Origin of the sequence: Actinocorallia sp. API 0066 (assembly GCF_020991275.1) — a bacterium.
Taxonomy (GTDB): domain Bacteria; phylum Actinomycetota; class Actinomycetes; order Streptosporangiales; family Streptosporangiaceae; genus Actinocorallia.
In genome coordinates, this window is the sequence record NZ_JAJLQY010000010.1 from 61,469 (window position 1) to 85,369 (window position 23,901).

Below are 23,901 nucleotides of genomic sequence, written 5' to 3' on the forward strand. Positions count from 1 at the left end.
GTCCCGGCGAAGGGCAGAGGCGTCGGGCCTTAGCGTCGAGGAATGGGGGAAGCGGTGACGGACGAGGTCGTCGTCGACGTCGCCACGCGGTTGTTCGCGGGGATGGGCTACGACCTTACGTCGATGGATCTCATCGCCGACGCCGTGGGCGTGCCGACGTCCACGGTGATGCAGCTGACCGGCGGGAAGCGGGCGCTGTACGTGCGGGTGATGGACCGCATCGCGGAACTGAAGTTCGTCAAGATCGAGGCCGCGGTGGCGCACGGCGAGGGCGGCGGCGCGGCGATGCACCGGATCGCCGACGCCTATCTCGACTTCTACGCCCACAATCCGGACTTCATGGCGCTCTGGGTGCACCGGTGGGCGTCGGACGCCCGCGACATCACCGAGATCGAAGACAGGTACATGCGGCCCCTACTGCGCTTCGCCGCCCACCGCGTAGGCGACGCCGCGCCAGCCGACCTCGGCCCCTACGCGCTGCTCGGGATCGTGCTGTGGTCGATCAACGGCTTCCTCGGCTCGGGCATCCCGGCGCGCGGCGGCGGCATGACCTACGCCGACGACCCGGACACCCTCGAACTGTTCCGTCACATCCTTCACACCGTCATCGACCGGCTGCTGGCGCCGCCGCCCTCCCCCGACTCCATAGCCTCCTGAGGAGACGGAACAGAGGCGGGCGCGGGCTGGGCGACCCCCTCCAGGACGGCGGTGGCACGGGCGGCGAGGGTGCGGCGGGTGTCGGCGGCGGAGGGGTGCAGCGGCGGATGGACGCGTAGGTGGACGGTCAGGGATGACGCGGTGAGGACACGGCCGAGGGAGACGCCGAAGGAGTCGACGCCCACGTACGCGGCGACGGTGCTGGGCCTGCCGTCTTGCCGGTAGGCGAGCGTCACGGGACGGACGGGCGCGCCAGCGTCCAGGGCCGCCTGGAAGACGGCACGGCGCAGCGGGCCCGGCGTGCTGCACCGCGTCGTGCCCTCGGGGAAGGCCATGACGGACTGGCCGGCCCGGAGCAGCGCCGTCAGCTCGGCGACGGTGCCGGGCAGCGAGCGCAGGCCGTCCCGGTCGATGAAGGCGGTGCCCGCCTCGTGCGCGATCCGGCCGATGACCGGCCAGTCGCCCACCTCGCGTTTGGCGAGCATGGTGACGGGTTCGACGGACAGCACCGCGAGCACGTCGAGCCAGGACACGTGGTTCGCCACGATCAGCGTCCCCACCTCGCCCGGCACCGAGAAGCCGGGTCCCTCCAGCTCCGCGCGGACGCCCAGGGCGGCGAGGAGGGACCGCGTCATCGGCGTCAGCCTGGCCGGGGAGACGGGCAGCACGGCGGCCCACGCGGCCGCTCCGGCCAGCGCGGCGGCACGCCGGGCGGCGACCAGCCGGGACGCCGGGGACAGCGCGTGCGCCACGCAGGCGGCCGTGCAGGGTGACCGGGGCGCCCAGACGTTCACCGCTCGCCCAGGAAGAAGCGCCGGTACCTGGGGTTCAGCCGCTCGGTGTCGAGCAGCACAAAGAAGTCGGCGGTGCCGAACGCCGGGTCGTAGTGCGGCTCGCCGCACACCCAGGCGCCCAGCCGCAGGTAGGCCCGGAGCAGCGCGGGCAGCGCCGTCTGGTCCTCGTCGCCCGTGCCCGGCCGCGGCCTGGCGGGCCGCCACGGGGTGCGGGGGTGGACGGTGAGCTCCGGCGGCGCGGCGTGCCGGGCGGCGGTGAGGGCGCGGACGGCGCCTGCGGCCTCTCCCCCGTCGTCGAGCGACACCGAGGCGCACCCGCCGAGGTACCGGTACCCCGAAAGCAGGACGTATCGGGCTATCCCCGACCACAGCAGGGTGATCACCGCGCCGGACCTGTGGTCCGGGTGCACGCAGACCCGGCCCGTCTCGACGAGGGACCCGCGGACGTCGCCGGGCAGGCCGTCCATGTCGAACTCCGTGGCGGAGTAGGACGGGCCGCCCCGGCCGGGCGGGAAGAGCCGGTAGGTGCCGACGACCTCGCCCGTCGCCCGCTCGGTGACGAGGAGGTGGTCGGCGTGGGCGTCGAAGGAGTCGATGTCGTGGCCCGGCACCGGGGTGTCGAGCAGGGCGCCCTGCTCGTGCGCGAACACCTGGTGGCGCAGCCGCTGGGCGGCCCGCACCTGCTCGGGGGTGTCGGCGAGGGAGATCGTGTAGGCGCCGGCGGCCGCCTCCACCGGCGGGCGGCTGCGCAGGGGCGTGGTCATCGGCGTTCTCCCGCGTTCGGCGGGCCGCGGGCGCGGCCCTTGAGCCGCCGCTTACCTTCGGTGGTGTGAGCGCCCACCGGGCGACGGGAGCCGAGCGCCCGCCGGAACACCGGATGAATGCCGCGAACAACCGTCGCCGTCGCTTGCCCACGAGAAGCCCCGTTCTTGGGCAAGCAGGGCTTATCCAAGAAGAATGACGCGTATCGCGGCGGTTCGTGCCCTGGTGCCCGAGCACCGGTATCCGCAGGAGCGGATCACCGGCGCCCTCATCGACGGCTGGGGCCTCACCGGGACAAAGCAGGCGCTCCTGCGGCGCCTGCACACCGCCGTGGGGGTGCGCAGGCGGGGCCTCGCCCTCCCGATCGAGCGCTACGCGGGCCTGGACGGCTTCGGAGGCGCCAACGACGCCTACGTGGCCGAGAGCGTCACCCTGGGGGCACGGGCCGTCGAGGGGGCCCTGGACGACGCCGGGCTCGACGCGAAGGACGTCGACCTCATCCTGACCGTCTCCACCACCGGCGTCGCGGCGCCCTCGATCGACACGCGGATCGCCGCCGAGCTGGGCCTGCGCGCCGACGTGCGGCGCGTCCCCGTCTTCGGCCTCGGCTGCGTGGGCGGCGCGGCGGGCCTGGCCCGTGTGCACGACCACCTGACGGGCTGGCCGGGGCACGTCGCCGTCCTCCTGTCGGTGGAGCTCTGCTCGCTGACGCTCCAGCGCCACGACCGCACGCTCGCCAACCTCGTGGCGAGCGCGCTGTTCGGGGACGGGGCCGCCGCCGTCGTCGTCTGCGGCGCCGCGCACGACCTGCCCGCCGCGCCCACCGTGCTGGCCAGCCGCAGCCGCCTCTACCCCGACTCCGAGCACCTCATGGGGTGGCGGGTCTCCGGCGACGGGTTCGGCGTGATGCTCGACCCGGGCATCCCCGAGATGGTCCGCGCCCACCTCGCCGACGACGTCCGGGGGTTCCTCGCCGCGCACGGGCTGACCCCGCGCGACATCACACCGTGGATCTGCCACCCGGGCGGCCCGAAGATCATCGACGCGGTGGTGGAGACCCTGGGCCTGTCCCCTTCGGCGCTCGCCCTTACCCGGACTTCCCTACGCGAGAAAGGGAACCTCTCCTCGGCGTCGGTCCTGCACGTCCTGTCCGACACGCTCGCCGCGAGCCCCCCGCCCGCCGGAGGCCACGCCCTCCTCATGGCGCTCGGCCCCGGCTTCTGCGCCGAACTCGTCCTCCTCGCCTGGTAGCGACCCCTTTGACGACCCGTGCCACCCCCTCACGGCAGCAGCACCCCGCCCAAGGGTTCCGGCGCGTAGGCGTCCCCTATGACCAGCCCCCTCTCGGCCAGAGAGTCGAAGGTCCGGCTACGAAGAGTCCGCCCCGCCATGCCCTCCCGCACCGCCCCCAACACCCGCCCGTATCCGGCGATAGGCTCCCGCCCGGTATGCCGCGCGTACCACCACTGCCCGTTCAGGTACTTGGCCAGTTCCGCCGCCAGCGAGCCCGTGTCATCAAGCCCCGTCCACCGGCACACGTCCTCCCGCAGCCCCAACACCGTGATCACGTGGTCAAGCCCCTCAGTGGCGTTCAACGAAGGCACCCGCCTGCCCAACGCGGGCACCGTGTCGAACCCCAGCGGGCTCTCGTGCACCGGTGAGACCCACACGTGCGCGTCCGCCGCGTAAGCGACAGCGCTGATCTCCACCCCGGCGGCTTCCACCCGCACTCCGGGCACCCGCACCAGCCGGTAGTGCCCCTCCCGTATCCCTTCGCTGTCGTTCAGGACCCGCAGTTGGTCCGCGTCCGCAAGGCAGACCCGAGCCTCCAGCACCACCCCGTCCGCGTGCGGAGAGTCCAGCAGAAGCTCCCCGTACAGGTAGCCCTGCCCGTGCAGCCCGCACGCGACGACCTCCGCGTCGGCAAGGGTGGCCCGCAGCACCGGCAGACACACATCCCGCCCGAACGGAGCCCGATACCGGTAATCGCCCATCTTCACGTGCAACGTCGCCGGATTCCGATTGGCCCCGTACGCGAGCACCGGCACCCGCTCCGCGACCCCCGGCAGCCCAAGCCCCTTCAAATGGGCATCAAGCCCCCCGAGCCCCTCCCCCTCAGGCAACGGACGCACGGAGTCGTTCCACAACAGGTAGTCGTAAGCCGGACACTCACCCGGATACGTCTCCGGGAACCTCCGAGCCGCCCGCCACCCCTCCACCACGCCAAGCACCCCCGACACCGAGCGAGCCACCCGATGCGGCCCACAACCACCGGACATCCTCCCAACCCGTTCCCACCCCGTGGAACCCGCCCACGCGCCCAGGGTCGTCAGTGCAGGTGGTACTGGCTGGGCCCGGCCATCCGCTGGAGGCGGGCGATGCGCTCCTCCATCGGCGGGTGCGTCGAGAACAGGCGGGCGAGGCCGCCGCCGGTGAAGGGGTTGGCGATCATGAGGGCGCTGGTGGACTCCAGTTGCGGGTCGGCGGGCAGCGGCCGGGCCCGCACCCCGCCGGAGATCTTGCGGAGCGCGTCGGCGAGCGCCAGGGGGTCGCCGGTGAGTTCGGCGCCCGAGGCGTCGGCCTGGTACTCGCGGGTGCGGCTGATCGCCATCTGGATGACCCCAGCGGCGAGCGGGCCGAGGAACACCATGAGCAGCGCGCCGAAGATCCCGGGCCCGCCACCGCGGTCGCTGCGGCCCGGCATGAACATGCCGAGGTACGTCAGGTAGGTGATGACGGTGGCGAGCGCCGCCGCGAACGACGAGATGAGAATGTCCCGGTTGTACACGTGCGAGAGTTCGTGCCCGATGACCGCGCGCAGCTCGCGCTGGTCCAGCATCTGGAGGATGCCGCGCGTCACGCAGACCGCCGCGTTGCGGGGGTTGCGGCCGGTGGCGAACGCGTTGGGCTGGGGCGTCTCGGAGACGTACAGGCGCGGCATGGGCTGCCTGGCCTGGGTGGACAGCTCCCTGACCATCGCGTACAGCCCCGGCGCCTCCACCTCGCTGATCGGGTGCGCCCGCATCGACCGCAACGCGATCTTGTCGCTGAAGAAGTAGGCGACCCCGTTGCTCACGAGCGCGATGATGAGGGCGATCGTCAGCCCGCCGCGCCCGCCGAGCCCCCACCCGACGAGCAGCATCAGCGCCGAGAGGGCGCCGATGAGCAACGCCGTCTTGATGCCGTTCATGTCCGAGAACCTCCCCTTGGCCCTACGTCCGAAACAACGGAGGGACCTGGGGAAACGTTCCGGGCGAACCGCCCAGGCGCGCGCTACCCGACCGAGAGGGTGGCGTGCAGGAGCAGGTTCGGCAGTACGGACAGCACCACGGCGCCCAAGGCCGTCGCGCCCAGGGCGATCCGGTACGGCAGCACGGAAGGCAGCGCCGCCGTCTCCCCCGACGTCTCCGGCGCGAAGAGCCGCACCGCCCAGACGAGGTAGTAGTACAGCCCGATGACGGTGTTGACGGCCATCACGACGGCGAGCCACACGACGGGTCCCGTCATGACCGCCTCAAAGACGACGACCTTCGCGATGAGCCCCATGATGCCCGGAGGCAGCCCGGCAAGGCAGACGAGGAAGAACGCGAGCGCCAGGCCCGCCGCAGGGCTGCGCCGCACGAGCCCCCGGTAGGAGGCGAGGAGGTTGCCTTCCGACCCGTCGCCCTTCCGGCTGGCGAAGGCGGTGACGACGACGAAGGCGCCGAGGTTCATCACCGCGTAGAAGCCGAGGTATCCGGCCATCGCCGCGACGGCGGCGGTGATGGTCTCCTCCCCGACGGCGAGCGGCGCCAGCATGTACCCGGACTGCGCGACCGACGACCACGCGAGCAGCCGCAGGGCCTGGGTCTGCCGGAGCGCGAGCACGTTCCCGACGGTCATGGTCAGCGCCGCCAGGACGGCCAGGAGCGGCCCCCAGGAGTCCCCGTGGCCGGGGAAGGCGAGCGCCACGACGAGCCCGAGCCCGGCGAACCCGCCGGCCTTGGAGACGACCGACAGGTAGGCCGCGACGGGCAGGGGCGCGCCCTGGTAGACGTCGGGCGTCCAGGCGTGGAAGGGCACGGCAGCCACCTTGAACCCGAGCCCTGCGATCACCATGACGATCCCGGCCGTCAGCACGGGTTCCAGCGCCGAGGGCACCGAAGCGGTGGCGATCCTGTCGAAGTGCAGCGCCCCGGTCGCCCCGTACACGAGGCTCACGCCGAACAGGAGGACGGCAGCCGAGGCGACCGACACCAGCAGCAGCTTCACAGCCGCTTCGGTGGAACGCCCGTCCCCCCGCCGCAGCGCCACCAGGGCGAACACCGGCAGGGCGAGCGTCTCCAGGCCGACGACCAGGAGGACGAGGTCCCGCGCGGCCACCAGGGTGAGCACACCCGTCACGGACGAAAGCAGCAGGAAGCAGTACTCCCCCGCAGGCGCCTTCGCCAGCGAGACGTCCGTCAGCGACAGCAGCACCACGAGCAGGGCGGACGCCAGGATGATGCCCTGGAAGACGAGCGTGAAGTTGTCCGCCGAGTACGAGCAGGAGGCGAGCCCGTCGCCGCGCAGCGTGGGCGGCACGCAGAAGGTGCGCCGCACGTCGCCGCCCGCGAGGGTGAACACCGAGACGAGCCCGGCGAGGAGCGCCCCCGCCGTCGCCCAGCCCAGCACCCGCGCGCCGACGTCGAACGCCCCGGCGAGCAGCACCGCGACGGCCGCCACCGCGGTGACGAGCACGGGCGCGACGGCCGCGTAGTCGATCTGCTGAATCATGATCCGGCTCCGATCAGCGCCCGCACCGGGCCGTCCGTGAGGGCCAGCAGGACCTTGGGCCACAGCCCGACGAGCAGCACGCAGACGATCAGCGGCGTCCAGGCCGCCCACTCGGCGGTCTGGACGTCGGCGACGACCTCGCCCGTCCCGGACCGGCCGTGGGTGATCTTCCGCAGCAGCCGCAGGAAGTAGGCGGCCGTAAGCACGGCTCCGATGGCGGCGACCACCATGAGGACGAGGAAGGTGTCGCGCGGGAGCCCTTCGGCAGGCGAGTAGGCGCCCACGAGCGCGAGCATCTCGCCCCAGAACCCGGCGAGGCCGGGCAGTCCGAGGGAGGCGACGCAGGCGAACGTCAGGACGGACGCCAGGCGGGGCGCGCGGGCGAGCATGCCGCCTCCGAGCGCCGCGAGGTCGCCGGTGCCGTACCTGTCCTTCACCGAGCCCGCGACGAAGAACAGCAGGCCGGTGATGAGCCCGTGCGCGATGTTGCCGAACAGCGCGGCGTTGAGCCCGGCCGGGGTGAGGGTGGCGATGCCGAGCAGCACAAAACCCATGTGCCCGACCGACGAGTACGCGATCATCCGTTTCAGCTCGGTCTGCGCCAGGCAGGCGAGCGCCCCGTACACGATCCCGACGACGGCGAGCACCCCGAGCCAGGGCGCCCAGTACGCGGCGCCCTCCGGCAGGGCCGGGACGGCGATCCGCACGAACCCGTACGTGCCCATCTTCAGCAGGACGCCCGCCAGCAGCACCGAGCCGACCGTGGGGGCCTCGGTGTGCGCGTCGGGCAGCCAGGTGTGCAGCGGCCACATCGGGGCCTTCACGGCCAGTCCGAGGCCGATCAGCGCGAACGCCGTCACCTGGATGCCGTGGGTCAGGCCGTCGCCGTGCGCCTCGGCGAGCGCGACCATGTCGAACGTGCGCGCGTTCCAGCCGAGCAGGACGAGCCCGGCGAGCAGGACGGCCGATCCGAGCAGCGTGTAGAGGATGAACTTGTAGGCGGCGTGTCGCCTACGCGGCCCGCCCCACAGCGCGATGATCGCGTACATCGGCAGCAGGACGATCTCGAAGAAGACAAAGAACAGGATGAGGTCGAGGGACAGGAACGTCCCGATCATCCCGACTTCGAGGACGAGCAGCAGGCTGGTGAGCAGCCGCGCGTCCTTCACCTCACGCCGTCCGAGGTAGACGAAGCAGAGGAACGTCAGCAGCGCGGTCAGAACGACGAGCGGCAGGGAGACCCCGTCGATGCCCAGGTGGAACCGCACGCTCAGGGCGGGGATCCAGGGCTCGTTCATCCGCTGCTGCATGCGGGCGGGGTCGGCGTAGTCGAACGCGGCGGCCTGGACGAGCGCCATCGCCAGCACGAACCCCGAGACGTAGCGCCCGAAGGTGAAGGGGTCGCGGGTGAGGAAACCTATCCGCGCGTAGGGCAGGACCGCCCCCAGGAGGGGGATCCAGAGCAGATGGACGAGGGTGCTCATGTCAGGGCCACCACCGCGAGGACGAGGAACACGGCTCCGGCGAGGAGGCCGGTGAGGTAGGTCTGCGGGTTGCCGTTCTGCGGCAGCCGCGCGAGCCGCCCGGCGAACCTGGTGACGGGCACGGACGCCTCCACGGCCCCGTCCACGGCGTGCGTGTCGATCCCCTTGACGGCCCTGGCCAGCAGCCGCACCGGGCCGACGATCGTGCGGTCGTAGAGTTCGTCCACGTAGAACGCCCGCTCGAAGGGACGGCGTAGGACGCCCAGCCTGAGCGCGGGGTCCTTGGCCGGGTCGTCACGCCACGCGTAGTAGACGGCGGCCGCGCCCGCGACGGTGAACAGCAGGCTCATCGCGGCGGGCGCCACATGCGGACGCAGCTCGGCCGACCCGAGGCCCGCGAACCCGAGGACGAGCGTCACCCCGGCAAGCAGCAGGACGGGCCAACGCATCAGTCCGGGTGCCTCGTGGGCCTCCCGCGCGGGTCCGAGGAAGGTGAGCAACCACGCGCGGGTCGAGTACGCGGCCGTCAGGGCGATCGTGACGAGCAGCGAGACGTACACCGCCCAGGACGCCCATCCAGGCAGGTCCCCGCCCCTGAGCGCGGTGTCCTGGACGTGCTCCAGCACCGCGTCCTTGGAGAAGAACCCCGATGTCGGAGGCACCCCTGCGAGGGCGAGGTATCCGATCGTCATCGCGCCGAAGGTGTAGGGCATGGCCTTGGCGAGGCCGCCCATGTCGGCGAGGAGGTTGGACCCGACGGCGTGGATGACGCACCCTGCGGCGAGGAACAGCAGCGCCTTGAAAGCGCCGTGCGTCACCAGGTGGAACATCGCCGCCGACTTCGCGCCGACGGCCAGGCCCGCCGCCATGACGGCGAGCTGGCTGATCGTCGAGTAGGCCAGCACCCGCTTCAGGTCGACCTGGGCGAGCGCCGCGCAGGCCGACCCCAGCATCGAGACGGCCGCCATCAGGCCGAGGACGGCCAGCGCCGCCGGGGCCGCGAGGAACACGTCGTAGAGCCGCGCGACGAGGTAGACGCCCGCGGCGACCATCGTGGCCGCGTGGATGAGCGCGCTGATGGGCGTGGGGCCCGCCATCGCGTCCGGAAGCCACGTGTGCAGGGGAAAGAGCGCGCTCTTGCCCGCGACCCCGCACAGCACGAGGAGGGCGGCGGCCAGGACGGTGCCGGAAGGCAGGTCGGGCGCCTTGGCCAGCACCGTGGCGATGTCGAAGCTGCCCGCACCGAGGCCGAGCACGATGATGCCGAGCAGGAGTCCCGCGTCGCCGACCCGCGTCACGAGGAACGCCTTGACGGCGGCCCGCGAGCCCGTCCGCTCCTCCCAGTGGTGGCCGACCAGGAAGTACGAGCAGATGCCCATGACCTCCCAGCCGACGTACAGGACAAGGAGGTCGCTCGCGTAGACGACGAGCAGCATCGCCGCCGTGAACAGCGACACGAACGCCGCGTAGGAGGAGTACCGGGGTTCGTCCCGCATGTACGCCACCGAGTACACCTGCACGGCGAGCGCGACAAGGCCGACGAGCACCCCGAGCAGCGCGGCGAGCCCGTCGACGCTCAGCCCTACGGTGATGTCGGGGCCGCCGGTGGGGATCGTCGTCAGGGCCGCCGTGCGGACGCCGGGGTCGAGCCAGGCGCCCAGGCCGATGACGATGGTGAGCCCGGCTGTGAGCACCGTAGGCAGCACCGCGTACAGAACGGGCCCGAGCGCGCCCCGAGCGCCGCCACCGGGGGCGAAGCCGGGCGCGGCCCGCCCCTCGGGGGGCACCGCCTCGCCCGTCACGTCGGGCTCGGCCTCCACGTGCGCCTCGGAGCCCGGCGCCTCGGTGGGCGGCACGGACGCGACGGGCGGCACCGAGGCGCGCAGCCCCACCTCCGCGAGCCTGCGCGTGGTCCAGGGGCCGAGCAGCAGCCCGAACAGGGCGCCGAGGAACGGCAGGGCGATCGCCTGCGCCGCGAGGACGGTCACCGTGCCTCCAGGTCGGACTCGCGCAGGACGTCCTGCCGGTCCACGTCGATGTTCCCCCGGTCGCGGAACAGCAGGAGCACGATCGCCAGGCCGAGGCCGATCTCGGCGGCGGCGATGACGATCGTGAACAGCGCGAGCACCTGTCCGCCGTGCAGGACGTCGCGCAACCACATGTCGAAGGCGACGAGGTTGATGTTGACGGCGTTGAGCATCAGCTCCGCCGACATCAGCACGAGGATCGCGTTGCGCCGCGCGAGCACCCCGTAGACGCCGACGGAGAACAGCAGCGCGGCGAACACCGCCGGGTAGGCGACCGACATCACCCCTCCTTCGGCGTCCGCGAGCCGCGGTCGGCCCTGGACTTCGACAGCACGATCGCGCCGACCAGCGCGGCGAGCAGCAGCACCGACAGCACCTCGAACGGCAGCACCCACTGCCGGAAGATCGCCGCGCCGAGCGCGTCGCCCGACCCGCCGCCCGGCTCCAGCTCGATCCGCGCGTCCCGGAACCCGCGCCACAGCAGCGTCACGAGCACGACGGCGGTCGATCCGGCGACGAGCAGCGCCGCGAACCGGTTCCGCGAGTTCAGGCCCTCAGAGGGCCCCACAGGCGCGCGCGTGAGCATGATGCCGAACAGCAGCAGCACCACGATCGCGCCGACGTAGATGAGCACCTGGACCCACGCGACGAACTCGGCCGTCAGCACCAGGTACATCCCGGCGACCGCGCCGAACGACACGACGAGCCACAGCGCCGCGTGCACGAGCTGCTTCGTCGTCACCGTGCAGACGCCGGCGCCCAGCGCGACGACGCCCAGGGCGGTGAACACGATCTCGGCGGCCGTCACCGCAGCTCCTTCGGGGGGTCGGCGTTCGGCTCGTGCGCGGGCGGCGGCGGCACCGTCCACATCCACTCGCGCAGCCGGTCGCGCTCGTGGGTGAGCTCGGCGATGTCGTAGGCGGCGTACTCGAACTCCGGCGACCAGAACAGCGCGTCGAAGGGGCACACCTCGATGCAGATCCCGCAGTACATGCACAGCGAGTAGTCGATGGCGAACCTGTCGAGGACGTTGCGTGACCTGGCGCGCGCCGAGCCCTCGGCGGGCAGCGTCTCCTTGTGCGAGTCGATGTAGATGCACCAGTCCGGGCATTCCCGGGCGCACAGCATGCAGACGGTGCAGTTCTCCTCGAACAGGGCGATGACGCCGCGCGAGCGGGGCGCGAGGTCGGGCGACACGTCCGGGTACTGCCGGGTGACGGAACGTTTCATCATGGTCCGCAGCGTCACCGCGAGACCCTTGGCGAGGCCGAGCTTCACAGGTCGGTCACCACCTTCACCACGCCGGTGAGCGCGAGTTGGGCCAGGGAGATCGGGACGAGCCAGACCCAGGCGAGGCGCTGTAGCTGGTCCTCGCGCATCCGGGGGAACGACACACGCACCCAGATGACGATGAACGCAAGGGCGAACACCTTGATGAGGGTCCAGGCGGCGTCCGGAAGCAGGGGGCCCTTCCATCCGCCGAGGTAGAGCACCGTCGTCAGGGCGCAGAGCACCAGGATCCCGGCGTACTCCGCGAGCAGGAAGAACGCGAACCGCAGGCCGCCGTACTCGGTGTACGGGCCGAAGATGATCTCGGAGTCGGCGATCGGCATGTCGAACGGCGGCCGGCGCAGCTCGGCGAGGCCCGCGACGAAGAACACCGCCGCCGCGCCCGCCTGCCAGAACAGCCAGTACCAGCGCCACTCCTCGACGATCCCGGTGAGGCTGAGCGTCCCGGCCGCCATCGCGAACGACGCGGCCGCCAGCACCATCGGCAGCTCGTAGGAGACGAGCTGGGCGGCCGACCGGATACCGCCGAGGAGAGAGAACTTGTTGGCTGACGCCCAGCCCGCCATGATCGAGCCGATGACGCCGATCCCCATGACGGCCAAGGCGAAGAACAGGCCGAGCGACAGATCTATCGCGACCTGCCCCGGACCCACCGGGATGACCGCGAGCACGACCAGGTAAGGCACCAGCGCGACACCCGGCGCGAGAAGGAAGATCCTGCGGTCCGCGCGCTCCGGGACCACGTCCTCCTTCTGCGCGAACTTCACGCCGTCCGCGATGAGCTGCGCCCAGCCGTGGAAGCCGCCCGCGTACATCGGGCCCAGCCGGTTCTGCATGTGCGCCATCACCTTGTGCTCGGTCTGCCCGATGAGCAGAGGCAGCACGAGGAAGGCGACGGTGACGAGGGCGAGCGCGACGACGTCACGCATTGGGCCCCCAACCCTGCGGCACGCCCGGCGGAAGGTTCTTGCGCCGCGACGGGGCGCCGCCGCCTCCCTCGCCCGGCTCCTTGGCGCCCGGCCACGCCTTGGCCACGCGCGCCGCGAGCACGAAGTCCTTCCTGAGCGGATGGCCTTCGAACCCGTCGGGCAGCAGCAGCGGCTTCAGGTCGGGGTGGCCGTCGAAGACGACGCCGAACATCTCGAACGTCTCCCGCTCGTGCCAGTTCGCGCCCCGGTACACCGTCACGGCGGACGCGAGCACGGGCTCCTCCTTGGGGACGAGCGTGCGCAGCAGGACGTGGTGGTGTCCGTCGAGGGAGTACACGTGGACGACCACACGGAAGCCGTCTTCCAGCTCGTCCACGCCGGTGAGCCAGTCGAAGTAGCCGCAGTCCAGATCGTCGCGCGCGAAGGTGAGCGCGGTAAGCCACTCCGTCGGAGCGACATCGACCGTCAGCTCGCCCAGGTTCGTCGCCGCCTCCGCGTCGGGGAAGCGTGTGACGAACGCGTCGCTCAACTCCTCGGGTGTCATTCGTCACCCATCCCCGGGATGATCGAGTAGTCGACGGCCCCGAGCGGTCGTGTCCGCACCGACGCCAGGCCCTGCGTAGGCGCGTCGTTCTCCGCGAGCAGCTCGGGCACCGGCTGGAGCGGACGGCGCAGCACGCTGGCGGGCGCGTCCCACACCGGCGGGGGCGGCTGCGTCCCGGCGAACCGGGCGGCCGGGTCCTCACCCGCGATCTTCTCCTGGAGCTTGACGATCCCGTGCAGCAGCGCCTCGGGACGCGGCGGACACCCCGGGACATAGACGTCAACGGGGATGATCTGGTCGACGCCCTTGGTCACGCAGTAAGAATCCCAGTAGGGGCCGCCGCAGTTGGCGCACGACCCGAACGAGATCACGTACTTCGGCTCCGGCATCTGCTCGTACAGGCGCTTGACGGCGGGGGCCATCTTGTCGCTCACCGTGCCCGACACCACCATGAGGTCGGCCTGGCGCGGCCCGTGGGCGAACGGGATGACGCCGAGCCGCATGAAGTCGTGCCGCGCCATCGACGCCGCGATGAACTCGATCGCGCAGCAGGCGAGCCCGAAGTTGAACACCCACAGCGAGTAGCGGCGCCCCCAGTTGAGCACGAACTTGACCGGCTGGGGCGCGAGCCGCGACAGCGGTCCCACGGTCGGCTCGGGGAGGTCCACTACACCCATGTGAGCACTCCCTTCTTGTAGGCGTACAGGAGTCCCGTGGCGAGGAACCCCAGGAAGACGAACATCTCCCCGAGCGTCAGCGCGCCGTACCCGGCGGCGCTGAAGATGGTCGCCCACGGGAACAGGAAGATGGCGTCCACGGCGAACACCACGTACAGGTACGTGAAGACGTAGTAGCGGACATGGGACTGAGCCCACCCCTCCCCGACGGGGTCGATGCCGCACTCATAGGTGGTGAGCTTCTCGGGGGTGGGCCGGTTCGGACGCAGCAGCCGGTTCGCGGCCAGGCCGCCCGCGACGATCCCTCCTCCGATCAGGAAGAGGACCGCGACGAGGACATAGGAGCCGTAGTAGTCGCGCACCAGGGCACTGTAGACCGTCGTGGGGAACCAGTGCCGCGCGCGGTGCATCCATCTTTACGGATCAATGGGACAAACATAGAGTCTCGCCAGGAACACGGGTTATACGGGGTGGTGCGGTCATGGCACAGGGTCCGGAGCAGCAGGGTCCGGAACAAGCGGGTTGGCAGCCGCCTGCCCAGGGATGGGGCGCGCCGCAGCCGCCTCCCCAGGGCCCGCACGGGCAGCCGGGACAACCGGGACAACCAGGTCAGCCAGGCCATCCGGGGCACCCGGGTGTCCCCGGCCAGCCTGGACAGCCGGGCACACCGCCCCCGTGGAGGCCCCCGCCGTTCCAGCAGCAGCCGCCCGGCGGCCCGTACGGGCAGCCCCCCGGCGGCCAGTTCGGGCAGCCGCCCGGAGGGGGATTCGGACAGCCGCCGTTCCCCGGCCACACGCCGCCGGGCATGTTCCCGCCCGGCGCCCAGGGCCCGCAGGGGCCGCGCCGGAGCCGCAAGCCACTGCTCGCCCTCCTCTCGGCGGTCGGGGCCCTCGTCGTCGTTCTGGCGGTCGTCGCGCTGGTCGTGGCGACGGGCGGCGACGACCGGCCGAAGGTCGCGACACCGCAGGAGAAGCTCGCGCAGGCCGCCGACGCCATCGGCAAGGCCAAGGGCCTGCGCTACACCGGCGACTTCACCTCCGACACGCTGCCCGTGCAGGCCGACCTCTCGGTGACGCACGCCGGCACCGCGTCGGGCACGCTCACCATCCGCGGCCAGGTCATGGACATGATGCTGCTCGACGGCGACATGTACGTGAAGGCGAACAAGGCGTTCTGGCTGACGCAGCCGGGCATCACCGAGGGCGTCGCCCCGGATTACGCCGACAAGTGGGCCAAGGCGCCGCTCGCGCTGCGCGGCTTCGACATCCGCGCGCTGCTCACCCCGGCCGCTCTCGGCCAGGCCGTCGGGCAGGCGACGCCCGCCGTCGTGCCGACGGGGCAGCCGGCCACCCAGGACGTAGGCGGCAGGCCCGCCCTGACGTTCGAGGGCGCCAACAACCAGTACCTCGTGACGAACATCGCGCCCTACGAGGTCCTCCAGATCCGCGCAGGCGGCGAGGACTCCTTCGCGTTCACCGTCGCGGCGCTGGACGCGGGCCAGATGGACACGCTGTACTCCGGCCTCACCCAGAAGGTGAAGAACGAGCTTGTGGGGGCGCTCGACCCGGCCTCGACCGTGAGCTACGTGAACAAGGCGACGAGCACGAACTGCTCGGTGTCCGGCTGCACGATCCGCCGTACGCTCAGCAACACCGGCGCCGCCGCCTGGGTGAAGTACCACGCGGCCATCTGGAAGCAGCGGGAGGGCGGCACCGAGCTGGGCACGTGCACCCGGACGGTCAAGCTGGGCAAGGGCACGCGGACGCTGGAGTGCCGGATCAGCAGCTCGGGCTGGAGCTCGTGGGTGCGCGCGATCCCGCCGGGCACCAAGAGCACCTACTACTTCCAGGGCTGGGTGAAGGTCGAGTCGGTCTCCGGCGCGCGCGCCGCGACGTTCGCCTCGCAGATCGAGAAGGAGCGCACCTCCTGACCTGGAGGTGAGTCCTCGCTTTCCCGGAGGTGATTCCGGGCCGAGCGGCAGCGGCCGTCTCCCCGTTGAGCCGGCCGCTCCGCGGTCCCTGACGCCCCCGTTCCCCACCCCGAGGTGAGGGCGATCATGGGGCCGACCCTAGACACCGCGGGGCGGACTCGTTCCGACATTCCATGAAAAACCGGCGTTAAATCCACCTAGCCTCACTCAGCGTCACCACGGGGCACACAGGGAGACGCGAATCACACGGGACGCCCCGACGGGCAGGGCGGGCAGGAATCCCACGCAAGCGGTTCGGTACATTGGTACCGCACTGTTCGGCTCACGGCGCGGGGTCCTCAGTGCCCGGACGAGCACGGCCTCGGCGTGGCCGGTCCCAGCTCATCCGGGTCGTCCTAACATGAACACAAAGCCCTAGCAGCCCTCCCGCCCCGGGCCACCCTCAGCCCGCGGCGTCAGAGTTGCGCGCGAGAAAGGCCGTCCTCCGTTGACCGAGCGGAGCGAGTTCCCCGCACACCCAGCACTGAGCGTCACGGTGCCCTGCGCCGCGTCCCTGACGCACGTCCCCGTGGCCCACGTCCCCACGGCTCACGCCGAGGAGGCGCAGTGACCAAACAGGTCCAGCAGCTCGACCGCGTCATCATCCGCTTCGCCGGCGACTCCGGCGACGGCATGCAGCTGACCGGCGACAGGTTCACCGCAGAGACCGCGGAGTTCGGGAACGACATCTCGACCCTGCCCAACTACCCGGCGGAGATCCGCGCCCCTGCCGGCACCATCCCCGGCGTGTCCAGCTTCCAGCTGCACTTCGCCGACCACGACATCCTCACCCCGGGTGACGCGCCCAACGTCCTCGTGGCGATGAACCCGGCGGCGCTCAGGGCCAACATCGGCGACCTCCCCAAGGGCGCCGACGTGATCGTCAACACCGACGAGTTCAGCAAGCGCAACCTGGCGAAGGTCGGCTACGCGGCGAGCCCCGTGGAGGACGGCTCGCTGGACGACTACCGGGTGCACGCCATCCCGCTCACGTCCATGACGGTCAAGGCCCTGGAGGACTTCGACCTGTCCAAGAAGGACGCCGAGCGGGCCAAGAACATGTTCGCCCTCGGGCTGCTTTCGTGGCTGTACCACCGGCCGGTCGAAGGCACGATCGGCTTCCTGGAGCGCAAGTTCGCCAAGAAGCCCGAGATCATGAAGGCCAACGTCGCGGCCTTCCAGGCGGGCTGGAGCTTCGGCGAGACGACCGAGGACTTCGTGACGTCCTACGAGGTCAAGCCCGCGACGCTGGAGCCGGGCCTGTACCGGCAGATCACCGGCAACACCGCGCTCGCGTGGGGCCTGGTCGCGGCGGGTGAGCGGTCGGGGCTCGACGTGTTCCTGGGCTCCTACCCGATCACCCCCGCCTCGGACATCCTGCACGAGCTGTCGAAGTTCAAGAACTTCGGCGTCCGCACGTTCCAGGCCGAGGACGAGATCGCGGCGGTCGGCGCGGCGCTGGGCGCCTCGTTCGGCGGCGCGCTCGGCCTGACCACCACGTCGGGCCCCGGCGTGGCGCTGAAGGCCGAGACGATCGGTCTGGCCGTCTCGGTCGAGCTGCCGCTGCTCATCGTCAACGTGCAGCGCTCAGGGCCGTCCACGGGCATGCCGACCAAGACCGAGCAGGCCGACCTGCTCCAGGCGATGTTCGGCCGCAACGGCGAGTCGCCGGTGCCGATCATCGCCCCGCTGTCGCCCGCCGACTGCTTCTACGCGGCGATCGAGGCGGCGCGGATAGCCGTCAAGTACCGGACGCCGGTCTTCATCCTCTCGGACGGGTACCTCGCCAACGGCTCCGAGCCCTGGAAGCTGCCCGAGGTGGCCGACCTCCCGGTGATCGAGGCGGATTTCGCCGCGCCGGACCAGGAGGACTTCCAGCCGTTCAGGCGCGACCCCGAGACGCTCGCCCGGCCCTGGGCCGTGCCGGGCACCGCGGGCCTGGAGCACCGCATCGGCGGCCTGGAGAAGGCCGACGGCTCGGGCAACATCTCCTACGACCCGGCCAACCACGACCTCATGACGCGGCTGCGCCAGGCCAAGGTCGACGGCATCGCCAACGACGTCGAGCCGCTGCGGGTCGACGACCCGGACGGCGACGCGCGCGTCCTCGTGCTGGGCTGGGGCGGCACCTACGGGGCCATCTCGGCGGCGGTCCGGCGGGTGCGCAAGGCGGGCGGAAAGGTCGCGCAGGCGCACGTGCGGCACCTCAACCCGTTCCCCGCCAACATGGCCCAGGTCCTGAAGTCCTACGACAAGGTGGTCGTGCCCGAGATCAACCTCGGGCAGCTCGCCACCCTGCTGCGCGCCAAGTACCTGGTCGACGTGGTCAGCTACAACCGCGTCCGCGGCCTCCCGTTCAAGGCCGAGGAACTCGCCGACGTGATCCGGGATGTGATGCACAGTGACTGACGCCCTCGCGCTCGTGCCCAAGAGCGACCTTCCGCTCAAAATGAAGGATTTCAAATCCGACCAAGAGGTGCGGTGGTGCCCCGGATGCGGGGACTACGCGATCCTGGCGGCGGTTCAGGGCTTTATGCCCGAGCTGGGGATCAAGCGGGAGAACACGGTCTTCGTCTCGGGGATCGGCTGCTCCTCGCGGTTCCCGTACTACATGAACACCTACGGGTTCCACTCGATCCACGGGCGTGCCCCGGCTATCGCGACCGGCCTTGCGTCGGCCCGGCAGGACCTGTCGGTGTGGGTCGTCACCGGTGACGGCGACGCGCTGTCCATCGGCGGCAACCACCTGATCCACGCGCTGCGCCGCAACGTCAACATCAAGATCCTGCTGTTCAACAACCGGATCTACGGGCTGACCAAGGGCCAGTACTCGCCCACGTCCGAGACGGGCAAGGTCACCAAGTCCAGCCCGATGGGCTCGGTGGACAGCCCCTTCAACCCGATCTCCCTGGCGATCGGCGCGGAGGGCGCGTTCGTCGCCCGGACCCTCGACTCCGACCGCCAGCACCTCCAGTCGGTGCTGCGGGCCGCGGCCGCGCACCAGGGCGCGGCGCTGGTGGAGATCTACCAGAACTGCAACATCTTCAACGACGGCGCCTACGAGCCGCTCAAGGACGCCGAGCGGCGCGACGACATCACCCTGCGGCTGGAGCACGGCCAGCCGCTGGTGTTCGGTAAGGATCGTGACAAAGCGCTCATCCGCGACGGCTTCGGATTCAAGGTGGGTTCTCCGGATGATCCGGACGTCGTGGTGCACGACGCGCACACGCCCGACCCGTCGCTGGCGTTCGCGCTGTCCCGGCTCGACCAGCCCGCGTTCACCCATGTGCCGATCGGCGTGTTCCGCTCGGCGCCCCGCCCGTCCTACGACTCCCTGCTGAACGCGCAGGTGGCCGAGGCGAAGGCCCAGCAGGGCGAGGGCGACCTCGCGGCCCTGCTGGCCAGCGGGGACACCTGGCGCGTCGACTAGCCGCCCCAGCGCTCTCTGAGGGCCCGGACGCCGCGCGTCCGGGCCCTTCGCGCGTCCCGCGACGCGCGTGATCTCCGCGCCGTCGTGTTTTTCGGCCTCCTCGGTGGTCTGCGACAATCGGGCGCGTGCGCAGACCGCCGAGAACCCTGATGATCACGTCGGTCGTCGCCATCGCGTTGTGCGCCTGCGCGGTGGCGCTCACGGGTGTGCTGCTCTCGGTGGCGCGCCAGCCGCGGATCCCGCTGGCCGAGCCGCTGCTCATCTATCCGGTGACCCAGCACGTGCCCGGGGCCTGCGCCCCCGGCACGCCGGGGATCACCGGCCCTGAGCCGTCCTGCTACCAGGTGGCCGAGGGGCTCGTGGTGCGGACGGTGAGCGCGGTGGACGTCGAGCCGCTCCCGGACGGCACCTACGGGATCTCCCTGCACCTCGTCGGGGCCGACCGCTCGGCTTTCGCGAACCTGACGCGGGCGCGTTCCGGCGGCCAGCTCGCCCTTGTCGTCAACGGGCAGGTGGTCACCGCGCCGCGGGTGGACGCGCCGGTGACGGGCGGCCGCATCCTCGTGACGGGCCAGTTCAGCCAGGCCAATGCCGACAAGCTGGCTTACGACCTCACCGGAAAGTGACCCCTCCTTGGGCTAGCCCCCTCGCGGGTACGGGCATCGCTCCGGGTATGAACCAGAGGTTCGACGAAGAGACCCTGCTGTGGCTCGAAGAGGAGCCGTCGCACGGCACGTCGCATGGCAAGAAGATCGCTGCGATGGCCGGGGGCGGCATCGTGGGCACGGCGCTGCTGGGCAAGGCGCTGGGGCCGGTCGCCAAGAGGCTGGCGCGCAAGACGGGGATGCCGCAGGGCCAGATCCAGATGCTGCTGACGGCGGCCGCCCCGATGGTGATCAGCGCGGTGAGCGCGGCGGTCGCCAAGCGCAAACAGGCGGGGCGTGAGCCTTACCCGCCGGGCTCGCGGCCGTCCACGAGCGGCCGTAGGGACGCCAAGAGCCTCCTGGGCGCGCACCGTCGGCGCTGAGCGGGGTCCTGCCTGGCAGCGCGCTTGATCGTGGGCTTACGGGCCGACGCGTAGCATCGCGCGTATGAGGCGGTGGGTCGCGGGCGCGGCCGTGGTGGGTGTCGTGGCGGCGGCCGGGGGCGGGTTCGCCCTGGCCCGCGACGGCGGCCCCGAGGTGGCGCGCGAGGACGTGCGGATCGACGTCGTGGACGGTCCGGGCGACGACGAGAAGGTCACCCTTGACGCCTCGTTCTACCGGCCGGAAGGGCTGGGGCCCGTACCGGCGGTGCTGCTCGCGCACGGGTTCGGCGGCTCCAAGCGCTCCCAGGCGGCGGCCGCGCGGGAGCTCGCGGGGCACGGCTACGCGGTGCTGACGTGGTCGGCGCGCGGGTTCGGCGAGTCAGGCGGGCAGATCGCCCTGAACTCGCCGGATTACGAGGTCAAGGACACCCGTCAGCTGATCGACTGGCTTGCGCGGCGCCCGGAGGTCCGCAAGGACGCGCCGGGCGATCCACGCGTCGGCATGGCCGGGCCTTCTTACGGCGGGGCGATCTCCCTTCTGACGGCCGCCTACGACTCCCGGGTGGACGCGCTGGTCCCTTCCATCACGTGGCACGACCTTTCGGACGCGCTGCTTCCGGACGGCGTCTTCAAGAAGCTGTGGGCGGGCCTGTTCTTCACCGGCGAGTCCGACGGATCCACAGCCTGTGGAAGGTTCCTTCCGGAGCTGTGCGAGATGTACCAGCGGATCGCCCAGACGGGCCAGTACAAGGAGTCGGACGTCGAGGTGCTCCGCGCCTCCTCGCCCGCGACGGCCCCGCCCGTCAAGGCGCCCACCCTGCTCATCCAGGGCCAGAGCGACTCGCTCTTCCCGCTCGACCACGCCGACGCGAACGCGCGCCGCGCCCAGGGGCCGGTGTCCGTCGTCTGGTACCAGGGCGGCCACGACGGCGGCGAGGACGAGTCGCCGCTTCTGACCGAGTTGACCGCCGACTGGTTCGACCAGCACCTGAAGGGCCTGGACACCGGGGCGTCGGAGCCGTTCACCGTCACCCGCGCCACCGGGGTGGACTCCACGAGCGGCCGCACCTGGCTGCGCGCGGCGTCCGCGAAGACGTATCCGGGGCTGGCGTCGCAGCCGCGCGAGCTGCCGCTGGAAGGCGCTGAGCAGGCCGTGCAGAACCCGGCGGGCGGTTTCCCCGCGGCGGTGTCGGCGCTGCCGGGGCTGGGCGCGCTGAACGCGTTGGGCTCGCTCGGCTCGCTCGGGGTCGATCTGGACATGCCGGGGCAGAGCGCCGCGTTCACCACGGCACCGCTCGGCGCGTCGCTCCGGGTGACGGGCGCGCCGCGCCTCACCGTGAAGACCGACCGGGCGGCCGTGCTCTTCGCGAAGGTCTACGACGTCTCGCCCGACGGAAAGGCGTCGCTCGCCCGGCGGCTCGCCGCGCCCGTCCGGTTCACCGAGGCTGGGGAGCGCGAGGTCGTGCTACCGGCGTTGGATTACGAGTTCGCCCGTGGCCACCGGATCAGGGTGGTGCTCGGCACGACCGACCAGGGCTTCGCGGGGCCGTCCGCGCCCGCGACGTACCGGATCTCGGCGGCCTCGGCGCTGTCCGTCCCGACGGTCCCGGGCCTGGCCACCCCCGCCGGACGTCCTCCGGCCTGGGTGTGGATCCTCCCCCTGGCGGCGCTCGTCGTTTCCGGAGGGCTCCTCGTCCGGAGGCGGCCGAAGGGGAGCTTCGAACCTTCACTGGAAGGCGTGCCGCTCCAGATCGACGGCCTCACCAAGACGTACTCGAACGGCTTCAAGGCCGTCGAGGACCTCTCCTTCCGGGTCGAGAAGGGCCAGGTCCTCGGCCTCCTGGGCCCGAACGGCGCAGGGAAGACAACCACCCTGCGCATGCTCATGGGCCTCATCCACCCGGACGGCGGAGAGATCCGGATCTTCGGCCACAAGGTCACGCCGGGCGCCGCCGTGCTGGGCCGGCTCGGCTCGTTCGTCGAGGGGCCCGGGTTCCTCCCTCATCTGTCGGGCCGGGACAACCTCGTCCTGTACTGGCGGGCCACCGGGCGTCCCATGGCCGAGTCCCGCCTTGACGAGGCGCTGGAGGTGGCGGCCCTGAGCGAGGAGGCTCTGGCCCGTCCCGTCCGGACGTACTCGCAGGGCATGCGGGCCCGGTTGGCGATCGCCCAGGCGATGCTCGGCCTCCCCGACCTCCTGGTGCTCGACGAGCCCACGAACGGCCTGGACCCGCCGCAGATCCGGCAGATGCGCGAGGTCCTGGTGGACTACGCGGCGGCGGGCCGCACCGTGATCGTCTCCAGCCACCTGCTGAGCGAGGTCGAGCAGACCTGCACCCACGTGGTCGTCATGACGCGCGGGAGGAAGGTCGCGGACGGGCCGGTGGAGGAGATCGTCGGAGGCAGGGGCCTGGAGAACGTGTTCCTGGAGATCATCGGAGGCGGGGTATGAGCCGGGCGCTGCCCCTGCGCGTCGAGGCGGTCAGGCAGTTCCGGCGGCGGCGCACCCTCGTCGCCTTCGGGCTGCTGCTGGCGCTGCCGTGGATCCTCGTCGCAGCGTTCCAGTTGGGCGGCGAGCAGGAGGCCGACGGGCGGCCGTCCCTGGTGGACGTGGCCACGACGGGCGGCCTTAACTTCGCGCTCTTCTCCCTGTTCGTCTCCACCGGCTTCCTCCTCGTCGTCGCGGTCGCGCTGTTCTGCGGCGACACGGTGGCCTCGGAGGCTGGCTGGTCGTCCTTGCGGTACCTGCTTGCGGCGCCCGTCCCCCGGGACAGGCTGCTGCGGCAGAAGCTGATCGTCGCGCTCGGCTACGCGGCGGCCGCCGTGGTGGCGCTGCCGCTCATGGCCCTGCTGGCCGGGACGCTCGTCTACGGCTGGTCGGACGTGACGCTGCCCACGGGCGGCACCTATCCGGCGTCGGCGGCGTTCGGGCGGATGGCGATCGTCACCGGGTACGCGCTGGTCTCCCAGCTCGTCGTCGCGGCGCTGGCGTTCCTGCTGTCGGTGCGGACGGACTCGCCGCTCGGCGCGGTCGGCGGCGCCGTCGGCATGGTGATCATCTGCAACATCCTGGAGGCGGTGGAGGCGCTCGGCTCGTGGCGCGACGTGCTGCCGACGCGCTACCTGTACGCCTGGCTGGACGCGCTCCAGCCGCAGATCCAGTGGACGGGCATGGCCAAGGGGGCGGCCCTGTCGGTCTCCTACGCGCTGGTGCTGCTCGCGCTCGCCTTCCGGCACTTCCGCGCCAAGGACATCACCTCCTGAGCCAAGGCACACGGGCTTCTCGGGAAGCGCGGGCAATCTCCTGTTTATGGGGAGGTGACTTCGGGGTATCGCACGGTCAAAGCCCGTGCGGGGGATCATCGGGAAAGCCCCTGCGCAACGACTGGAAGAGACCATACGATCGCAGCGTGTGACACTGAACACCGATAAATAGGATGAAGCAGTGGCAAACGGTGCGTAAGCTCAGCACAACCCGCGGCAACGAGCCGCACCACACACGCAGGCGGTTCGCGGAACGTTCCGCCGAGGGTGAACGTCCTGGCCGGTTAACGGC

At 71.4% G+C, this 23,901-nt stretch carries 22 protein-coding genes and 1 pseudogene; 9 read left to right on the plus strand and 14 right to left on the minus strand.

What is annotated here, in order from left to right; all coding sequences use genetic code 11:
• Nucleotides 1–42 precede the first annotated feature (42 nt).
• On the plus strand, nt 43–657 hold the full coding sequence (locus LO762_RS23600; protein ID WP_230618069.1) for a TetR/AcrR family transcriptional regulator: 615 nt from the start codon (nt 43–45) through the stop codon (nt 655–657).
• Here the strand turns inward: LO762_RS23600 and LO762_RS23605 are convergent.
• Both LO762_RS23605 and LO762_RS23610 read right to left on the minus strand, forming a co-directional pair.
• The gene (locus LO762_RS23605; protein WP_230618071.1) at nt 597–1,409 is read right to left on the minus strand and encodes a 1-acyl-sn-glycerol-3-phosphate acyltransferase; all 813 of its coding nucleotides are present in this window, start codon (nt 1,407–1,409) and stop codon (nt 597–599) included. The two genes, LO762_RS23600 and LO762_RS23605, sit on opposite strands and share 61 nt — an antisense overlap.
• A gap of 38 nt (nt 1,410–1,447) precedes the next feature.
• Complete coding sequence (locus LO762_RS23610) at nt 1,448–2,215, minus strand: GNAT family N-acyltransferase (protein ID WP_230618075.1); 768 nt, start codon at nt 2,213–2,215, stop codon at nt 1,448–1,450.
• Nucleotides 2,216–2,408: 193 nt separating this feature from the next.
• Here LO762_RS23610 and LO762_RS23615 point away from each other — a divergent pair, with 193 nt between their 5' ends.
• Nucleotides 2,409–3,464, plus strand: a complete 1,056-nt coding sequence (locus tag LO762_RS23615) for a type III polyketide synthase (protein ID WP_230618077.1) — start codon at nt 2,409–2,411, stop codon at nt 3,462–3,464.
• A gap of 29 nt (nt 3,465–3,493) precedes the next feature.
• Here the strand turns inward: LO762_RS23615 and LO762_RS23620 are convergent, their stop codons facing one another.
• The 12 genes and pseudogenes from LO762_RS23620 to LO762_RS23675 all read right to left on the minus strand — a co-directional run bounded on the left by LO762_RS23620 (nt 3,494) and on the right by LO762_RS23675 (nt 14,281).
• Nucleotides 3,494–4,297, minus strand: coding sequence for a hypothetical protein (locus LO762_RS23620; protein ID WP_230618079.1), 804 nt, complete (start codon nt 4,295–4,297; stop codon nt 3,494–3,496).
• A gap of 245 nt (nt 4,298–4,542) precedes the next feature.
• The gene (gene htpX, locus LO762_RS23625; RefSeq protein ID WP_230618081.1) at nt 4,543–5,403 is read right to left on the minus strand and encodes a zinc metalloprotease HtpX; all 861 of its coding nucleotides are present in this window, start codon (nt 5,401–5,403) and stop codon (nt 4,543–4,545) included.
• 83 nt (nt 5,404–5,486) lie between these two features.
• Nucleotides 5,487–6,968 carry an NADH-quinone oxidoreductase subunit N gene (locus tag LO762_RS23630; protein ID WP_230618083.1) on the minus strand — a complete coding sequence of 494 codons (1,482 nt, stop codon included), beginning with the start codon at nt 6,966–6,968 and terminating at the stop codon, nt 5,487–5,489.
• Nucleotides 6,965–8,452: a NuoM family protein gene (locus LO762_RS23635; protein WP_230618085.1), complete on the minus strand. Its 1,488-nt coding sequence runs from the start codon at nt 8,450–8,452 to the stop codon at nt 6,965–6,967. The genes LO762_RS23630 and LO762_RS23635 overlap by 4 nt, the downstream gene beginning before the upstream one ends.
• The gene (locus LO762_RS23640) at nt 8,449–10,440 is read right to left on the minus strand and encodes an NADH-quinone oxidoreductase subunit L (protein WP_230618086.1); all 1,992 of its coding nucleotides are present in this window, start codon (nt 10,438–10,440) and stop codon (nt 8,449–8,451) included. The genes LO762_RS23635 and LO762_RS23640 overlap by 4 nt, the downstream gene beginning before the upstream one ends.
• Nucleotides 10,437–10,760, minus strand: a complete 324-nt coding sequence (gene nuoK / locus LO762_RS23645) for an NADH-quinone oxidoreductase subunit NuoK (RefSeq protein WP_230618088.1) — start codon at nt 10,758–10,760, stop codon at nt 10,437–10,439. The genes LO762_RS23640 and nuoK overlap by 4 nt, the downstream gene beginning before the upstream one ends.
• Entirely contained in the window at nt 10,760–11,287 is a 528-nt protein-coding gene (locus LO762_RS23650) for an NADH-quinone oxidoreductase subunit J (RefSeq protein ID WP_230618090.1), read from the minus strand. Before LO762_RS23650 ends, nuoK begins: the two co-directional genes overlap by 1 nt.
• Nucleotides 11,284–11,757 carry an NADH-quinone oxidoreductase subunit I gene (locus LO762_RS23655; protein WP_230618091.1) on the minus strand — a complete coding sequence of 158 codons (474 nt, stop codon included), beginning with the start codon at nt 11,755–11,757 and terminating at the stop codon, nt 11,284–11,286. The genes LO762_RS23650 and LO762_RS23655 overlap by 4 nt, the downstream gene beginning before the upstream one ends.
• The gene (locus tag LO762_RS23660) at nt 11,754–12,698 is read right to left on the minus strand and encodes a complex I subunit 1 family protein (RefSeq protein WP_230618093.1); all 945 of its coding nucleotides are present in this window, start codon (nt 12,696–12,698) and stop codon (nt 11,754–11,756) included. The genes LO762_RS23655 and LO762_RS23660 overlap by 4 nt, the downstream gene beginning before the upstream one ends.
• Nucleotides 12,691–13,227, minus strand: coding sequence for an NADH-quinone oxidoreductase subunit C (locus tag LO762_RS23665; protein WP_308104409.1), 537 nt, complete (start codon nt 13,225–13,227; stop codon nt 12,691–12,693). The genes LO762_RS23660 and LO762_RS23665 overlap by 8 nt, the downstream gene beginning before the upstream one ends.
• Nucleotides 13,228–13,439: 212 nt before the next feature.
• Nucleotides 13,440–13,919, minus strand: a pseudogene (locus tag LO762_RS23670) (NADH-quinone oxidoreductase subunit B); the annotation flags it as partial.
• Nucleotides 13,910–14,281 (minus strand): NADH-quinone oxidoreductase subunit A, encoded by a 372-nt coding sequence (locus LO762_RS23675; RefSeq protein ID WP_230618098.1) that lies wholly within the window; start codon nt 14,279–14,281, stop codon nt 13,910–13,912. The pseudogene LO762_RS23670 and the gene LO762_RS23675, both read right to left, overlap by 10 nt.
• Nucleotides 14,282–14,724: 443 nt before the next feature.
• Here LO762_RS23675 and LO762_RS23680 point away from each other — a divergent pair, with 443 nt between their 5' ends.
• From LO762_RS23680 to LO762_RS23710, 7 genes are all read left to right on the plus strand, one after another.
• On the plus strand, nt 14,725–15,849 hold the full coding sequence (locus LO762_RS23680; RefSeq protein WP_230618100.1) for a hypothetical protein: 1,125 nt from the start codon (nt 14,725–14,727) through the stop codon (nt 15,847–15,849).
• Nucleotides 15,850–16,455: 606 nt separating this feature from the next.
• Nucleotides 16,456–18,297: a 2-oxoacid:acceptor oxidoreductase subunit alpha gene (locus LO762_RS23685; RefSeq protein WP_230618102.1), complete on the plus strand. Its 1,842-nt coding sequence runs from the start codon at nt 16,456–16,458 to the stop codon at nt 18,295–18,297.
• Nucleotides 18,298–18,337: 40 nt separating this feature from the next.
• Nucleotides 18,338–19,318, plus strand: a complete 981-nt coding sequence (locus tag LO762_RS23690; protein ID WP_230618447.1) for a 2-oxoacid:ferredoxin oxidoreductase subunit beta — start codon at nt 18,338–18,340, stop codon at nt 19,316–19,318.
• Nucleotides 19,319–19,443: 125 nt separating this feature from the next.
• On the plus strand, nt 19,444–19,944 hold the full coding sequence (locus LO762_RS23695) for a hypothetical protein (protein WP_230618104.1): 501 nt from the start codon (nt 19,444–19,446) through the stop codon (nt 19,942–19,944).
• Nucleotides 19,945–19,991: 47 nt separating this feature from the next.
• Complete coding sequence (locus LO762_RS23700) at nt 19,992–20,345, plus strand: DUF937 domain-containing protein (protein WP_230618106.1); 354 nt, start codon at nt 19,992–19,994, stop codon at nt 20,343–20,345.
• A 64-nt stretch (nt 20,346–20,409) separates the two neighbouring features.
• The gene (locus LO762_RS23705) at nt 20,410–22,797 is read left to right on the plus strand and encodes an alpha/beta fold hydrolase (RefSeq protein ID WP_230618107.1); all 2,388 of its coding nucleotides are present in this window, start codon (nt 20,410–20,412) and stop codon (nt 22,795–22,797) included.
• Entirely contained in the window at nt 22,794–23,609 is an 816-nt protein-coding gene (locus tag LO762_RS23710; RefSeq protein ID WP_230618109.1) for an ABC transporter permease, read from the plus strand. The genes LO762_RS23705 and LO762_RS23710 overlap by 4 nt, the downstream gene beginning before the upstream one ends.
• Nucleotides 23,610–23,901 lie beyond the last annotated feature (292 nt).

Bases quoted from the DNA above. Each gene is read 5' to 3' on its own strand.
- LO762_RS23600 (WP_230618069.1), top strand. From the start codon at position 43: ATGGGGGAAGCGGTGACGGACGAGGTCGTCGTCGACGTCGCCACGCGG.
- LO762_RS23610 (WP_230618075.1), bottom strand. From the start codon at position 2,215: ATGACCACGCCCCTGCGCAGCCGCCCGCCGGTGGAGGCGGCCGCCGGC.
- LO762_RS23615 (WP_230618077.1), top strand. From the start codon at position 2,409: ATGACGCGTATCGCGGCGGTTCGTGCCCTGGTGCCCGAGCACCGGTAT.
- htpX (WP_230618081.1), bottom strand. From the start codon at position 5,403: ATGAACGGCATCAAGACGGCGTTGCTCATCGGCGCCCTCTCGGCGCTG.
- LO762_RS23630 (WP_230618083.1), bottom strand. From the start codon at position 6,968: ATGATTCAGCAGATCGACTACGCGGCCGTCGCGCCCGTGCTCGTCACC.
- LO762_RS23635 (WP_230618085.1), bottom strand. From the start codon at position 8,452: ATGAGCACCCTCGTCCATCTGCTCTGGATCCCCCTCCTGGGGGCGGTC.
- nuoK (WP_230618088.1), bottom strand. From the start codon at position 10,760: ATGTCGGTCGCCTACCCGGCGGTGTTCGCCGCGCTGCTGTTCTCCGTC.
- LO762_RS23660 (WP_230618093.1), bottom strand. From the start codon at position 12,698: ATGCGTGACGTCGTCGCGCTCGCCCTCGTCACCGTCGCCTTCCTCGTG.
- LO762_RS23680 (WP_230618100.1), top strand. From the start codon at position 14,725: ATGTTCCCGCCCGGCGCCCAGGGCCCGCAGGGGCCGCGCCGGAGCCGC.
- LO762_RS23690 (WP_230618447.1), top strand. From the start codon at position 18,338: ATGAAGGATTTCAAATCCGACCAAGAGGTGCGGTGGTGCCCCGGATGC.
- LO762_RS23700 (WP_230618106.1), top strand. From the start codon at position 19,992: ATGAACCAGAGGTTCGACGAAGAGACCCTGCTGTGGCTCGAAGAGGAG.
- LO762_RS23705 (WP_230618107.1), top strand. From the start codon at position 20,410: ATGAGGCGGTGGGTCGCGGGCGCGGCCGTGGTGGGTGTCGTGGCGGCG.
- LO762_RS23710 (WP_230618109.1), top strand. From the start codon at position 22,794: ATGAGCCGGGCGCTGCCCCTGCGCGTCGAGGCGGTCAGGCAGTTCCGG.